This is a genomic window from Mesorhizobium sp. L103C105A0, from assembly GCF_000502215.1.
In the GTDB taxonomy this organism is placed as follows: Bacteria; Pseudomonadota; Alphaproteobacteria; order Rhizobiales; family Rhizobiaceae; genus Mesorhizobium.
In genome coordinates, this window is record NZ_AYXF01000001.1 from 317,724 (window position 1) to 332,198 (window position 14,475).

At 63.8% G+C, this 14,475-nt stretch carries 15 protein-coding genes; 8 read left to right on the top strand and 7 right to left on the bottom strand.

The genetic code is table 11. The features are described 5' to 3' along the window. The first annotated feature begins 98 nt into the window (after nt 1-98). The 3 genes from carA to X727_RS1000000168840 all read left to right on the top strand — a co-directional run bounded on the left by carA (nt 99) and on the right by X727_RS1000000168840 (nt 2,022). On the top strand, nt 99-1,316 hold the full coding sequence (carA, locus tag X727_RS162935) for a glutamine-hydrolyzing carbamoyl-phosphate synthase small subunit (protein ID WP_081726027.1): 1,218 nt from the start codon (nt 99-101) through the stop codon (nt 1,314-1,316). A 321-nt stretch (nt 1,317-1,637) separates the two neighbouring features. Beyond that, the gene (locus X727_RS01000000164325; protein WP_245274106.1) at nt 1,638-1,898 is read left to right on the top strand and encodes a hypothetical protein; all 261 of its coding nucleotides are present in this window, start codon (nt 1,638-1,640) and stop codon (nt 1,896-1,898) included. 4 nt (nt 1,899-1,902) lie between these two features. Continuing rightward, entirely contained in the window at nt 1,903-2,022 is a 120-nt protein-coding gene (locus tag X727_RS1000000168840; protein ID WP_245260145.1) for a helix-turn-helix transcriptional regulator, read from the top strand. Nucleotides 2,023-2,031: 9 nt separating this feature from the next. On the opposite strand, the gene X727_RS162930 is transcribed toward X727_RS1000000168840, so the two are convergent. From X727_RS162930 to X727_RS162920, 3 genes are all read right to left on the bottom strand, one after another. Further along, nucleotides 2,032-3,027, bottom strand: a complete 996-nt coding sequence (locus X727_RS162930; RefSeq protein ID WP_023833485.1) for an aldo/keto reductase — start codon at nt 3,025-3,027, stop codon at nt 2,032-2,034. Beyond that, nucleotides 3,024-4,289 carry a tetracycline resistance MFS efflux pump gene (locus X727_RS162925; RefSeq protein WP_023701149.1) on the bottom strand — a complete coding sequence of 422 codons (1,266 nt, stop codon included), beginning with the start codon at nt 4,287-4,289 and terminating at the stop codon, nt 3,024-3,026. Before X727_RS162925 ends, X727_RS162930 begins: the two co-directional genes overlap by 4 nt. A 176-nt stretch (nt 4,290-4,465) precedes the next feature. After that, a complete protein-coding gene (locus X727_RS162920) occupies nt 4,466-5,401 on the bottom strand; it encodes a neutral zinc metallopeptidase (RefSeq protein ID WP_023828078.1) in 936 nt (311 codons plus the stop codon). Nucleotides 5,402-5,587: 186 nt separating this feature from the next. Here X727_RS162920 and X727_RS162915 point away from each other — a divergent pair, with 186 nt between their 5' ends. Next, nucleotides 5,588-7,654 carry a hypothetical protein gene (locus tag X727_RS162915; RefSeq protein ID WP_031203825.1) on the top strand — a complete coding sequence of 689 codons (2,067 nt, stop codon included), beginning with the start codon at nt 5,588-5,590 and terminating at the stop codon, nt 7,652-7,654. Between the two features lie 28 nt (nt 7,655-7,682). Here the strand turns inward: X727_RS162915 and X727_RS162910 are convergent, their stop codons facing one another. Together X727_RS162910 and mntR are read right to left on the bottom strand one after the other, a co-directional pair. After that, a complete protein-coding gene (locus X727_RS162910) occupies nt 7,683-7,871 on the bottom strand; it encodes a hypothetical protein (protein WP_023672434.1) in 189 nt (62 codons plus the stop codon). 91 nt (nt 7,872-7,962) lie between these two features. After that, complete coding sequence (gene mntR, locus X727_RS162905) at nt 7,963-8,418, bottom strand: manganese-binding transcriptional regulator MntR (RefSeq protein WP_023672433.1); 456 nt, start codon at nt 8,416-8,418, stop codon at nt 7,963-7,965. A 257-nt stretch (nt 8,419-8,675) separates the two neighbouring features. On the opposite strand from mntR, the gene X727_RS162900 reads away from it, so the two are divergent. From X727_RS162900 to X727_RS162890, 3 genes are all read left to right on the top strand, one after another. After that, complete coding sequence (locus X727_RS162900) at nt 8,676-10,034, top strand: Nramp family divalent metal transporter (RefSeq protein WP_023672432.1); 1,359 nt, start codon at nt 8,676-8,678, stop codon at nt 10,032-10,034. Between the two features lie 53 nt (nt 10,035-10,087). Further along, nucleotides 10,088-10,945 (top strand): protein-L-isoaspartate O-methyltransferase, encoded by an 858-nt coding sequence (locus tag X727_RS162895; RefSeq protein ID WP_023833486.1) that lies wholly within the window; start codon nt 10,088-10,090, stop codon nt 10,943-10,945. Nucleotides 10,946-11,062: 117 nt separating this feature from the next. Next, nucleotides 11,063-11,713 carry a dihydrofolate reductase family protein gene (locus X727_RS162890; protein ID WP_023833487.1) on the top strand — a complete coding sequence of 217 codons (651 nt, stop codon included), beginning with the start codon at nt 11,063-11,065 and terminating at the stop codon, nt 11,711-11,713. Between the two features lie 63 nt (nt 11,714-11,776). On the opposite strand, the gene X727_RS162885 is transcribed toward X727_RS162890, so the two are convergent. Beyond that, nucleotides 11,777-12,646, bottom strand: a complete 870-nt coding sequence (locus X727_RS162885) for a LysR family transcriptional regulator (protein WP_023683786.1) — start codon at nt 12,644-12,646, stop codon at nt 11,777-11,779. Nucleotides 12,647-12,742: 96 nt separating this feature from the next. On the opposite strand from X727_RS162885, the gene X727_RS162880 reads away from it, so the two are divergent. After that, complete coding sequence (locus tag X727_RS162880; RefSeq protein ID WP_023833488.1) at nt 12,743-13,342, top strand: LysE family translocator; 600 nt, start codon at nt 12,743-12,745, stop codon at nt 13,340-13,342. A 159-nt stretch (nt 13,343-13,501) separates the two neighbouring features. On the opposite strand, the gene X727_RS162875 is transcribed toward X727_RS162880, so the two are convergent. Then, nucleotides 13,502-14,296, bottom strand: a complete 795-nt coding sequence (locus X727_RS162875) for an SDR family oxidoreductase (RefSeq protein WP_023672427.1) — start codon at nt 14,294-14,296, stop codon at nt 13,502-13,504. Nucleotides 14,297-14,475 lie beyond the last annotated feature (179 nt).

Below are 14,475 nucleotides of genomic sequence, written 5' to 3' on the forward strand. Positions count from 1 at the left end.
GACAAAGAATTGATGCGCGCAGGCTCGAGAGATCGGCCGCGCCGTTTGCTGCGCAGATGGCCCGCCATCGAAGCGCGCAGCGTGACAGGAGCGTCGCCATGGCCGAGATGACCCCCGAACTGACCCCGCCTTGGGCAACCGAAAAGCCGACCGCCGTCCTGGTGCTGGCCGACGGCACCGTCATCGAGGGTCGCGGCCTCGGCGCCACCGGTTCCGCCGTTGCCGAAGTCTGCTTCAACACCGCGCTCACCGGCTACCAGGAAATTCTCACCGACCCGTCCTATGCCGGCCAGATCGTCACCTTCACCTTCCCGCATATCGGCAACATCGGCACCAATGACGAGGACATCGAGGACTTGAACCCGGTCGCCCGTGCCGGCGCCGTTGGCGCGGTGTTCAAGGCCGATGTCACCAACCCGTCCAACTACCGCGCCGACACCGGGCTGGACCAGTGGCTGAAGAAGCGCGGCATCGTCGCGCTGTCGGGCATCGACACCCGGGCGCTGACCGCGCTGATCCGCGAAAAGGGCATGCCCAATGCCGTCATTGCGCACGCGCCCGACGGCATCTTCGACCTCGACGATTTGAAGCGGCGGGCCGCCGCCTGGTCGGGCCTGATCGGGCTTGACCTCGCCAAGGAAGTCACCTCCGGCCAGTCCTCGGTCTGGCGTGGAACGCCCTGGGTGTGGAACGAAGGCTTTGGCGAACAGGCCGAGCCGTCGATGCACGTCGTCGCCATCGACTACGGCGTCAAGCGTAACATCCTTCGCCTGCTTTCCGGCCTCGGCGCCAAGGTCACCGTGGTTCCGGCCGGTACCGGTTCGGAAGAAATCCTGGCCATGCAGCCCGACGGCATCTTCCTCTCCAACGGCCCCGGCGACCCGGAAGCCACCGGCGAATACGCGGTGCCGGTCATCCAGGACCTGCTCAAGACCGATATTCCGGTGTTCGGCATCTGCCTCGGCCACCAGATGCTGGCCCTGGCGCTGGGCGGCAAGACCGCCAAGATGCACCAGGGCCATCACGGCGCCAACCACCCCGTCAAGGATCATACCACCGGCAAGGTCGAGATCGTCTCGATGAACCACGGCTTTGCCGTCGATGCCGACTCCTTGCCCGAGGGCGTCGAGGAAACCCATGTCTCGCTGTTCGATGGCTCGAACTGCGGCATCGCGCTGACCGGACGTCCGGTGTTCTCGGTCCAGCACCACCCCGAGGCCTCGCCCGGCCCGCAGGACTCGCACTATCTATTCCGCCGCTTCGTCAACCTGATCCGCGAAAAGCGCGGCGAGGAACTGCTGGCCGAACGGGCCTGAGCCCTGTAGCAGCGATAATATCGCTTAGCCTCGAGCGATAAATCTGCGATATTGCGCGAGTCAAGACGATCATCCTCTCGGTGTCGGCAGCTCGCGATCTCGACAACCTGCCGGCCGATGTCCGCGAGCAGGTCTCTGAGGGTTTGAACACTTATGCCATCAGCGGGCGTGGGGATGTAGAACGTCTTGCCGGCCGAGACGGTTACAGACTTCGGATCGGTTGCTACCGCGTTATATTGATGAAGATCGCACGACAATCCTCGCGATCTACATCGGCAAGCGCGAAACGACGACCTACAGCCGGCCATAGGACAGCACATCATGAACGCTCCGCAAATCATAAGGACTTCAACCGGGGAAGAACTGGTCGTCATCCCGAAGGCTGACTACGAGGCATTGCTGCATGCCGCCGAAGAAGCCAGAGAAGACGCTGCGGATGTGGCGATCTACGATGAGCGGAAGGCCGAGTTCAAAACGGAAAAGCCTCTGCCCGCCGAGGTGACCATGGATATTTTGCGAGGTTCCAGCTGGGCTCAAGGCGCTGCGCAACTGGCGCAAGCTGACGCAGGGCGAGTTCGCTGATGCCATCGGTGTCAGCCAGGGCTTCCTGTCGGACCTTGAATCCAATCGCCGCAAGCCATCGGCCCAAACCAGCACCATGCTGTCGAAGGCATTGGACGTGCCCAGCGAATGGATCGAAGCCTAGTATCTGACCTTACGCCACCGGCCGGCCTTCGCTGGCCTCCAGTATGGCGAACCATTGCTGGCGGTCGAGGTCGATCTCCAGCGCCTTGACCATGGCGGCCAGCCGCTCGGGCTTCATCGTGCCCAGCACCGGCGCCAGCCGCGCCGGATGACGCAGCAGCCAGGCGATGGCGACGGCGGCGAGATCGCCGGCGCCGATCTCGGCAGCCACCGCCGCGATTGCCGCCCTGACCCGCGCCTCGCGCCCTTCCTTGCCGGTGAACAGCAAGCCGCCGCCGAGCGGCGACCAGATCATCGGCGCATAGCCGAGGCGTTGCGCGTGATCGAGGCTGCCATCCATCAGCGCATTGGTCTTCAGCACCGACATCTCGATCTGGTTGGTGGCCAAGGCAAACGGCAGCCGCGAAGCCAGAAGGTCGAACTGCGACGGCGTGAAATNCATCTCGATCTGGTTGGTGGCCAAGGCAAACGGCAGCCGCGAAGCCAGAAGGTCGAACTGCGACGGCGTGAAATTGGAGACCCCGACCGCTCTCACCTTGCCCGACTTGACCAGCCCGGCAAGAGCCGCCGCCGTCTCGTCGGCATCCATCAGCGGATCCGGCCGGTGCAGCAGCAACAGGTCGAGATAGTCGGTGCCGAGATTGGCGAGCGAACGGTCGACCGAGGCGGCAATGTGGGCCGCACTGGTGTCGTAATGCTTCAGCCGGTTCTGAGGCCGGTTGGCCGATGCCAGAATGATGTCGCATTTCGAGATCAGCTCGATGCTGTCGCGCTTGCCCTTCCAGCGCGACAAGCCGGCGCCAAAGGCAGCTTCCACCTGGTAATGCCCGTAAATATCGGCATGGTCGAAGCTGGTCAGGCCGAGATCGACCGCAGTGCCGATCAGCCGCGCGATCTGGTCGGCGTCCGGGCGCGCGGCGCTGTCGAGCAGGCGCCAGGCGCCGAACACCAGCCGCGACAGCGACAAACCGTCCTTGGTTAGCTCTATGCGGCTGTCATGGCTCATATCTGGGCTCCATCTTCCGCAGCGCCGGTGGCAACGCTTCTCACCGCCGTCGGCCTCGCAACTTTCGTCACAAAGACAATGACCGCAAGCGTCAGGAAGCACGCGCCAACCAGATAGGGGGCGCCGCCGAACACTACGGGCGCATTCGGTCCGGTGAACCAGGAAAAGATCGCGGTGTAGAGCAGCGGCGTGATGATCGAGGTGATCGAGAAGATCGATGTCATCGCACCCTGCAATTCGCCTTGCGCCGATGGCGGCACTTTGGCGGCGGCAAGGCTTCTCAGCGGCGGATCGGCCAGTGCTTCGAGGCAGCCGACGACGATCACCGCATAGATCATCCAGCCTTGCGAGGCGAAGGCGTAGCCGAAGGCGCTGGCCGCCGTAAATGTCAGGCCGATGACCGCCGTCTTCCACTCGCCAAGTTTGGGGATCACGCGCGGCAGCACCGTCGCCATGACGATCGCCCCACACAGGCCGAAGGCGCCGAGCGAGAAGCCGATCTGCTGCTCGCTCCAGCCATAACGATAATTGGACACGAACGACCACACCGCAGGATACATCATGTGGCCGAGCGTCATCAGGAAGAAGGCGAGCCCGATCCAGCCGATGCCCTGATATTGGCGCATCTGCAGCAGCGTGCCGACCGGGTTGGCGCGTTTCCACTCGAAGCGGCGGCGGTGCTTTTCATCGAGCGTTTCAGGCAGGAAGAACATGGCGATGAGGAAGTTCACGAAGGCAAGCCCGGCGGCAAAGTAAAACGGCACTCGCGGCCCGAACGTGCCGAGCAGCCCGCCCAGCACCGGCCCAATGACGAAGCCGACGCCGAAGGCGATGCCGAGCAGACCGAAATTCTTCGCCCGGTTGGCGTCGTTCGAGATGTCGGCAATGAAGGCCGACGTCGTCGAATAGCTGGCGCCCGAAACGCCGGCCAGCACGCGGCCGATGAACAGCATCGGATAGGACCAGGCGATGGCGCAGATCAGATTGTCGATCGAGAATGTAAGCACCGAGGCAAGCAGGATCGGCCGCCGCCCGAAGCGGTCGCTCAATCCACCCATGATTGGCGCGAAGAAGAACTGCATCGCCGCATAGACGAAGAACAGCCAGCCGCCTTCGATCGCCGCTTCGCTGATGCCGACGCCGGAAAGCTCCCTGAGAAAGGCCGGCAACACCGGCATGATCATGCCGAAGCCGATAATGTCGAGCAGCAGCGTGGTGAAGACGAGCGCAAGGCCCCGCCTGGCGGTTTTGGGGTCGATCATGATGGCGTCTGCTCCCTGGGACCGCCCTTGGGCGGGCGCCCGTTATAGGCGAGGCGCCACTTTGGAACAATAGGAGAACGCCTCAGGCGTTCTCCTCCTGACATCTGTTGCCGGTGGTGAATCGGCCCGCCGACGGATGCGCTTTGGACCGCGGTCGGCTGGAACTTGCGAGCGCCTCAAACCGGACCGGTCAGCGTGTTGCAATCCGACAGCTTGCCGCTCTTGTAGCCGCGCGCCAGCCAGCTCTGCCTTTGCTGCGACGTCCCGTGGTTGAAGCTTTCCGGAACGACATAGCCCTGCATCTTCTTCTGCAGCGTATCGTCGCCGATCTGCTTGGCGGCGTTGAGCGCCTCTTCGATGTCGCCCTGTTCCAGAATGCCCTTCTGCGCGGTGAAATGCGCCCAAACGCCGGCGAAGCAGTCGGCCTGCAGCTCGATGCGCACCGACATCTGGTTGGCTTCCGCCTCACCCATCGACTGCCGCATCTGGTTGAACTTGGGCAGGATGCCGGTGAGGTTCTGCACATGGTGACCGACTTCATGGGCGATCACATATGCCTGGGCGAAATCCCCCGAGGCGCCGAACTGCTGGTCGAGCTGCTGGAAGAAGGTGGTGTCGAGGTAGACCTTGTGGTCGCCGGGACAATAGAACGGTCCGGCTGCCGTCGAGGCGGAGCCGCAGGCCGAGCGGATCTGGCCGCTGAACAGCACAAGCTTCGGGTCCTCGTATTTCAGGCCCTGCGACTGGAAGATGCCGGTCCAGGTCTCTTCGGTCTCGGCCAGCACGGTCGCCACGAACTGCTTCATCTCGTCGGAAGCAGGCGTGCCGGCGCCGTCGTCCTGGCCGCCGCTGTTGTCGGTAATCTGGCCACCGCCACCCGGCAGCACGCCGCCGCCGTCGCCGCTGCCCAGGATCTGCGACGGGTCGAAGCCGAAATACCATCCGGCCAGCACCACGAGGACGACCAGCAATATGCTGCCGCCGCCGCCGGTGCGGCCGCCGATCGGGATGCGGAACTGGCCAGGGCTGCCGCCGCCCAAACCACCACCGCCGCCGCTGTCGCTGCGCTCGTCCTCGACATTGTCACTCTGACGGCGGCCCTTCCAGAGCATGGCAACTCCCCGTATGCAAATTTTCGGCTGGCCTGGCCGATGTCGTGGCCCAGTCCGACCCAACAGACAATTATCGCAATGGTTGCGCCAAGTCACAGTATTTTTCGTGGCAGCGGCATCGCGTTCGCACTCTGGTCGAGGCGGCATGCGCGCTGTAGCATCCGGTTCGAACGGGGGTGTCGGGACTTGCGGACGATCGGTCGATTTCTGCTGCTGGCGGTGGTGCTATGCCTCGGCCCGTTGCCGGCGCGCGCCGTGACGCTCGATTCCAGCGTCGCCGTGACCGATCCCGAGACATTGCAGGCGCTTGAGCGTGGCGGCCTCTCGATCAGCCGCCTGCTCGGCCCGGCGCTGGGTCTCACGCGCGAGGTCGACAATCGCGGCCTGTTTTCGGTGCGCGCGCTGACCCCTGTCCGCAACGCCGTCAAGCAGCAGATCGCCGACGAGCCTGCCAATAGCCCCGATCCCTATGTCGCTGCGCTGGCGAAGTCGAAGGACCCCAGCCAGAAATTCAACCCGAAATACATCGACGATGACGGCTCGACGCTCGACCTGACCGGCGTCGTCAACCGCATGGACCGCGGCTATCTCGGCCACACCGAATGCGGCGAGATCAGGCTGATCTACCGCTTCCACTATTCGGTGGCGGAGAAGCCCACGAAGGGAAAGACAGCGCAACGCATCTCGTCGCGGCTGCCGCTGACCATGAGTCTGGTCTTCAACGCCAGGCCCGGCGAGGCTCGCCCCCGCGCTTCGAGAGACCGTCCAAGCGCCACCGCCGTTTCCTGTGCCGAAATCGCCAAGCGCTGGCTCGCCGCCGGCCAGAAGAACCTTGCGCCCGAGCAACTGGCAGCCTGGCTGCGCTCCGACGAAGGGCCGCTCTCCAACGCCATGCTGAATTCGTCGCAGATCATGCGGCTTGAGCTGAACATGCAGGTTCTCCGGCTGTCGGCCTCGAGCCGCCGCGACTTCGGTGGCCACGCCGAATATCTCCTCAAGATTTTCAAATGGGACCCAACGACGTCCACCTTCCAGGAATCGAAGATGGAGAACCAGATCGACCGGAAAGTGGTTCTGGCCGACCGGCCGGCCTTCGCCAAATGGCTGCTCACCGACCGCAACATCTACGATCTCGACCGCGGCCGGCTGGTCATCGACGACAAATTCCTGGCGACCAGCGCCGTCTCGGTCGCACCCGGCGGCATGGCCAGATCGCAAAACAACATCGCCTATGGGCTGCTCGACGATGCCGACATCGACAAGGCACTGCAGGACTATGTCGCCAAGGGCAACGAGCTGCGCAGCGTGAAATCGGTGGCCGGCTTCAATCTGCGTCTCAACGAAATGACCTGCACCGGCTGCCACCAGACGCACGGCATTGCCGGCTTCCATTACACCGGCGCCGATCCGGCCAGCGAGCCGCGCCGCAACGCCGTCTTCGTCCCCGGCTCGGCGGTGTTCTTCGCCGACCTGCCTCGCCGCCGCGCCATCGTCGAGGACTTCGCCGCCGGCGGCCATCCGGATTTCTCACGCGGCTTCGCCGCCCGTCCGGACGCCAAACTCGCCGAAGCGCTGAAAGGCACTGATCTCTACAATGGCTGGGGCTCGATCTGCTACAGCGGCAAGGATGCCAGCTTCAAGGACTGGAGCTGCGGCGAAAGCCTGCGCTGCGCCGGCGTCCATGAAAGCGACATCCATCCGGGCTTCGGCACCTGCGTCAGCGAGGCGGCCACCGCAGTCGGCGACCCCGTCGAGTTCGGCGAGATTAAGATGTCGAGCTGGGGCAGCGACAAATATTGCCGCCTGTCGCCGGCCACCGCAAAAGCCTGCGCCATCGATCCGGCGCGCGACAAGAAACCGGTAATCAAGCTCGCCGGCTATGGCGCGGCGCGCCAACGCTACGACAACCCCGAGCAGAAGACCGGTGGCTTTCCCGGGGGCATGCTGCGCAAGGCAAGCTGCGACAAGCTTCCCGACGAGGCGACTTGCGGCCGCCTCGCCAAGACCGGTTTCAACGACTGCATCGCGTCGGGCAAGGACCACAAATTCTGCACCAAGGAATTCACCAAGACCGCCGGCCTGCGCGCCTGCGACAAGGCGCATCCCTGCCGCGAGGACTATATCTGCACCGCCGGCTACGACGATCTGGCCGCAGCCAAGCCTGGCAAGGGCTCCTGCATTCCGCCCTATTTCATATTCCAGTTCCGCGTCGACGGCCATCCGCGCAGTTGGGTGCAGGACACCGAGGAATGAGCGGCAGGTTGCCGCTTGCGAACAGAACTCAGATCTTCTGCTTGGTGCCGGCGCTTTTGCCGTCCGAGCTTTTGGAGCGTTCCTCGAAACGCGCGGCGCCCTTTTTCAGCGCATGGCCGGTTTCGACCTCGGTCTTGCGTTCGTCCTTTGCCGCTGCCTGCCTCAAACCCTCGGCCGCCTGCTTGCCCTTCGCGGTCGGTGCCTGTTCGACGCCCATGTTTTCCTCCTTGGCGCGCGACAATCACGCGCAACGTCAGGAGCAACGAGCCTGACGTGCGGAGGTTCCAGTGGTGCGGCCCCGGCACCCCTCAGCGCGGCGCGATCATCGCCTTGCGAAAGGCTTCCAGCGTCTCGGCGCTGACATGATGCTCGATGCCCTCGGCATCGATGCGCGCCGTCTCGGCGCTGACACCGAGCGAACGCAAAAACGCTTCTACCGTCTGGTGGCGGATGCGGCTCTCTTCCGCCACCTTGCGCCCGGCGTCGGTCAGGAACACACCGCGATAGGGTTTTCTGGAAACGAGCCCGTCGGCGCACAGCCTGGTCAGCATCTTGGCCACCGTCGGCTGGGCGACACCGAGCCGCGCAGCAATATCGACCTGACGCGCCTCATTGCCGTCCTCGATCAGGTCGGCGATCAACTCGACATAATCCTCGACCAGCGCGCCGCGGCGCGCTTCGCGCTGCTGCCGGAACCCTTTCGAATGAATCTCGGCGTCAGGCAGCGGCTCCTCGCGTCCAACCGGTCTGTGCTTCAGCGCCAACACGCGCTCCTTCCTATCTTTTGACAAGAATCGGCTTTGGGCAAAGCAATCGCCCTTTGCCATTCATAGCACGGGCTTAACTGTTCCAGCCGTTTATTTCCATTCCATGGTAGGCGCAACCGGCGTTTGCGATCCCCGGCCGGCCTGCCGGTCGGCGCAACAGGAAGCACATACAATGAAATATAGCCTATTGCATAATGTTGAGCCCTGGCATAGATAGGATGACGTCAACCGATCCACCCAGTGGAAAGCCCTCCATGTCCGAAGCTGACGCTACCTTGGGATCATCCTGGCGATTTGACAGGCCGGAGGACAATCCTCCCAGCCTGCGCGAGGTGAACTCCACGATCGCGGTGCCGCAGTCCGGCGTCTGGTTCCGTCGCCTGTTCGCCTTCATGGGACCGGGCTACATGGTCTCGGTCGGCTATATGGATCCGGGCAACTGGGCCACCGACCTCGCCGGCGGCGCCCAGTTCGGCTACACGCTATTGTTCATCATCATGCTGTCCAACCTGATGGCGATCCTGCTGCAGGCGCTTGCCGCCCGGCTTGGCATCGCCACCGGCCGCGACCTCGCCCAGGCCTGCCGCGCCTATTATCCGCGTCCCGTCAGTTTCGTGCTGTGGATCGCCTGCGAACTCGCCATCATCGCCTGCGACCTCGCCGAGGTGATCGGCACGGCGATCGCGCTGCAGCTTCTGTTCGGCATTCCGCTGATCGGCGGCGCGTTGCTGACGGCGCTCGACGCCTTCATCGTGCTGCTCTTGATGAACAAGGGTTTCCGCTATCTCGAAGCCTTCGTCATCGCGCTTTTGATCATCATCTTCGGCTGTTTCGCCATCCAGATCTTTGCCGCTGCCCCTCCGGTCGGCTCGATCCTGCATTCGATGTTCGTGCCGTCGACGGAGATCGTCACCAATCCGGCGATGCTCTACATCGCCATCGGCATCATCGGCGCCACGGTGATGCCGCACAATCTCTACCTGCACTCCTCGATCGTACAGACACGCGCCTATGAACGGACCGAAAAAGGCAAGCGCGACGCCATTAAATGGGCGACGACGGACTCGACCATCGCGCTCGTCCTGGCGCTGTTCGTCAACGCCTCGATCCTGATCGTCTCGGCGGTGGCCTTCCATGGCACCGGCCATCAGGATGTCGCCGAGATCGGCCAAGCCTTCGAGCTCTTGTCGCCACTGCTCGGCCTCGGCATCGCCTCCATCCTGTTTGCGGTGGCGCTGCTGGCCTCCGGCCTCAACTCGACGGTTACGGCAACGCTTGCCGGCCAGATCGTCATGGAAGGCTTTTTGCGCCTGCGCATTCCGCAATGGGCGCGCCGGCTGCTGACGCGCGGCATCGCCATCGTCCCGGTGGTGGTCGTCACCGCGCTCTATGGCGAAAAGGGCACCGGCCAGTTGCTGGTCTTCAGCCAGGTGGTACTGTCGATGCAGCTGCCCTTCGCAGTCATCCCGCTGGTGCAGTTCGTCTCCGACAAGAAGAAGATGGGCAACCTTGCCATTCCCCGCGGCGTGGCGGTCCTCGCCTGGGTCGTCGCGGCGGTCATCCTGGTGCTCAACTTCAAGCTGCTCTACGACACCGTCTTCGGCGTCGGCTGAGTTTCATTCCCGACCGCGACAAACCGGCCGCTTGCGCTATCTTGATCGCCATCATGACAAGTGTCGAAGACGCCAGGAAATTTTACGTGCAACTGATGGCGGCCAATGCCGGCTCGGCCGACCCGCGCCTCGAAGAGGCGTTTGCCACCGTGCCGCGCGAGGCCTTTCTCGGTCCCGGACCCTGGGCGGTAGTCGCCGGCAGGGCGCTCACCACCGGCAACGGCAAGATCATGACGCCGAGCGCCGATCCTGTTCACATCTATCAGGACGTGCTGGTGGCGCTCGATGCCGACAAGGGCATCAACAATGGCGAACCCTCCCTGCACGCCATGTGGATAGGCAGGATCGCCCCCAGACTGGACGAGGCCGTCACCCATATCGGCGCCGGCACAGGCTACTACACCGCCTTGCTGGCGCGGCTGGTTGCGCCCGGCCCGGTGACCGCCTTCGAAATAGAGGCAGATCTTGCTGCCAGAGCAACAAAGAATCTCGAAACCTACGGCAATGTAGGCGTCGTCCACGGCGATGCCGTCACCGGCGATCTGCCGCCGTCCGACATCATCTATGTCAATGCCGGTGTCGTCGCACCGCCGGCTGCCTGGCTGCGGGCGCTGAAACCCGGTGGCCGCATGATCTTTCCCTGGCGTCCGTCCCAGGGCGTCGGCCTGGCCGTGATGGTAACCCGCAACGACAAGGGCTTTGCCTGCGACCCCTTCATGCGCTCGTGGTTCATCCCCTGCGTCGGCGCCTCGGCGGCCGGTTCGGCGGCCAAAATCCCCGACCTCCAGAAGGCGGCGCGCAGCCGTTCGATCTGGCTGACATCAGACAGGGCGCCGGACCGGACCGCCACCGCCATCATCGGCGACGTCTGGTTTTCGTCGCAGGCGCTTGGCGGCGGGCGACGGCGGTAGGTACCCTTGTCGGCCGGCAGCGTTTTTTTGCCAACGCCTGTCGGGCGGCCGCCGGCCTGTCCGTCCTTAGATCGAAATCCGGCCCTGACGGCGCGGATCCTGGAAAAGGAAAATCCAATGCGAAAGATCATCGCTTCCACCTTCGTCAGCCTCGACGGCGTCATGCAGGCGCCAGGCGGCCCGGAAGAAGACCCGGTTGGCGGCTTCGAATTCGGCGGCTGGACGTTCCACTACTTCGACGAGGTGGCGGGGGTGGCCATAGAGGAATTGTTCTCCAAACCCTTCGCCCTGCTGCTCGGCCGCAGAACCTACGACATCTTCGCCGCTTACTGGCCGTATCAGAAAGATGCCATCGGAGATGCCTTCAACCCTGCGACCAAATATGTGGCGACGCATCGGCCGGATTCGCTCACCTGGGAAAATACGCAATGGCTTGGAGAAGATATCGTCGCGGCGTTGCGCCGCCTCAAGAAGGAAGATGGGCCTGACCTGCTCATCCAGGGTTCGAGCGAGCTGATCCAGACTTTGCTCGCCAACGGGCTGATCGACGAGATCCGGTTGATGATCTTCCCGCTGCTGCTGGGCAAGGGCAAGCGGCTGTTCGATGGTGGTGCGATGCCCGCCGCTTTCAAGCTGGTCAAGTCGCAGGCCACTACCACAGGCGTCATCATGGCGACCTACGAACGCGGGGGTGAGGTCAAGGTCGGGTCGTTCGCTACGCAGAAGCCGTCAGAGGCCGAGCTCGAGCGGCGTAAGAACTGGAAGTAACAGGGACAGGCTTGGCACCTTTCCTCTCCCCCGATCGACGGGGGAGAGGAAATGCAAGTTCTGTCAAGCCGCCACAGCCCGCCGTGCCAACCCACCCCGGATATACCGCGCGAACTCCTGCGCTGCCGGCGCCGTGCCGTACTTCGGCAAATGCAGATTGATGGAAAAATTCGGCAGCGGCGGCAGCCCGGCATCAAAAGCCAGGATGTCAAGATCGGCAGGCACGGTGGAGGCCAGCCAGGCGGTGACGGCAAGGTCGGAGCGCACTGTCGCGGTCGTGGCGTCGATGTTGCCGTTCTCGAACACGGTGCGCCATTCCAGCCCGTGCTCGTTCAGCGCCGACAGCACCACCGGGCGGAAGGCGCAGGTGTCGGCGACGATCGACACCGGCAGCGGCCGCTTGGCGCGGGCGACGCCGCCCTTGGCCCCCACCCAGACCAGCCGGTCAATGGCCAGGCACTCACCGGCGGACGGGCCGACCGGTTCCTCGATGACGGCAAGGTCGATGGTGCCGGCTGCAAGAGCCGCGGCAAGATCCGGCGAGGCGGCGCAGAGTAGGGATATCTCGATCTTCGGATAGGTCTCGGCATAGGCTTTCAGCACCGGCGCCAGCAAGGTGCCGACAAGGTCATAGGGAACACCGAGCCGTACCTGGCCGGCGACCTCGGTGCCCGCCATCTCGGCCCAGATCTCGTCATTGAGGCCAAGCAACCGTTTGCCCTTGCCGAACAGCCGCTCGCCGGGCCGCGTCAGCCGCAAGCCACGCCGGTCGCGCTCGAACAGGCTGCAGCCGAGCGCTTCTTCCAGCCTTTTGATCTGCTGGCTGACGGCGCCTTGCGTCAGATGCAGCGCGTTCGCCGCCGCCGTCATGCTGGCCTTGTCGGCGACAGTGACGAAGGTGCGGATCAGCGCTGTGTCGAGGTTACGGATCATGGTTGGCATTATACCTACTAATGCCAACCATCGCAAACATTGCATTTACTGAAGTATGCAGAAGTCTACCGTAGGGCCTTCGATGGAGGACGCCTCATGTTGCAGCCCATCTTTCCGCTCATCCTGTTTGCCTTCGTGGCCACCGTCACGCCGGGAATCGCCACCACCCTGTCGACTGCTTCAGGTGCGCAGTTCGGCTTTCGCCGTTCCGTTCCCCTATTGATCGGCAGCGCTGCCGGCCTCGCCACCGTGACCGCTGCTGCCGCCGCCGGGCTCGCCGGTCTGCTGCTGGCCATGCCGTCGCTGCAACTGGCGATGAAAATCATCGGCTCGCTCTATCTCATCTGGCTGGCAATCAAGATCGGCCGCGCCGGGCCGCCTGATCTCGATGTGGCGATGGCAAAACCCAACAGCTTCTTCGGCGGCGCCGGCATTCAATGGATGAACCCGAAGGGCTGGGCGATGGGACTGGGTGCGGCGGCCTCGTTCGCAGCCCTTGCCGACGGTCCGGGACAACTCGCGCTGCTGCTCGGCTCGACCTTCGGCTTCACTGCAGCCGTCTCGCTGTCGATCTGGTGCGTGGCGGGCATGGTGCTGGCACGGCTGCTCAAGACCGAATGGCAATGGCGCGCGCTCAACATCGTGCTGGCGCTGGTGCTGGCTGCGTCGATCATACCGATGTGGCGGGGAGCGTAAACGCAGAGGTCGGCGCCAGTACCGCACCCGGACCTGCGGTCCGACCTCCCCACAAAGGGGAGGTAGGGGAGCGCGCACTTTACCCTCCCCCTTGTGGGGAGGGCCGCGAACGAAGTGAGCGGGGTGGGGGTCCTGGTTCGCGAAGCGAACCAGCTACTCTCAAGCAGCATAGCGGGCAGCAGGCTTGTCGGCGTGCAGGCTGCCGTAGAAGACTTGCCTTGCGCCGAGGAAGGTGTCGAGCTTGGTCGCATCGGCAAGTGCCGGCACGGTGACGGCTTCGCCCCTGGATAGGCCCACAAGCGCGGCATCGACCATATCGTCGGCGGACATGATGATCTCCTTCGGCAGATTGTCGATGTCGCCGCCGGCAAGCTCCCAGAAATCGGTGCGGGTCGCGCCCGGCAGCACCGCCTGCACCTTCACATTGGTGCCGGCGACTTCGCGGTGCAGGGCCTCGGTGAAGTTGACGACATAGGCCTTGGTGCCGCTGTAGATGCCGCCGAACGAGGTATCATAGGCGAGCACAGAGGCGATGTTGACGATGGCGCCGCGGTTGCGCGCAAGAAGCCCCGGCAGAACGGCGCGGGTCAGGCGGGTCAAGGCGATGACGTTGACCTTGATCATGCGCTCGGCCTCGTCGGCGTCGGCCGTTGCCACCACGGCCTGGCCACCAATGCCGGCATTGTTGACCAGCAGCGTGACGCTGTCGTCGGCTGCGATCGCTTGCTCGACGCGGCGCACATCATTGTCCTCGGCAAGATCGGCTGATATCACGCTGACCTTGCGCTTGTAAGCATATCGCAGCTTTTCAGCCAGTTCCTGCAGCCGGTCGGCGCGCCGCGCCACCAGCACCAGATCGTAGCCCTGCCCGGCCAGCCGGTCGGCATAGACAGCACCTATGCCGGCCGATGCGCCGGTGACGACTGCGGTACCCTTGTTGTCCTGTCCACTCATTGTCCTGTTCCTTTTTTCTGCCCGGCGAGACAGGTCGATGAACCCTCGTCCCGCCCTGATCTCCAATTAGTGGCATATACCACTTTCCGGGAAGTAGGCATATACCACCATCTTGTCAACGGAGGCAGCAGAAACTATTTCTGCGGCAGGCCGGCAGCGGTTTTGCCGGCAAGGAGTCG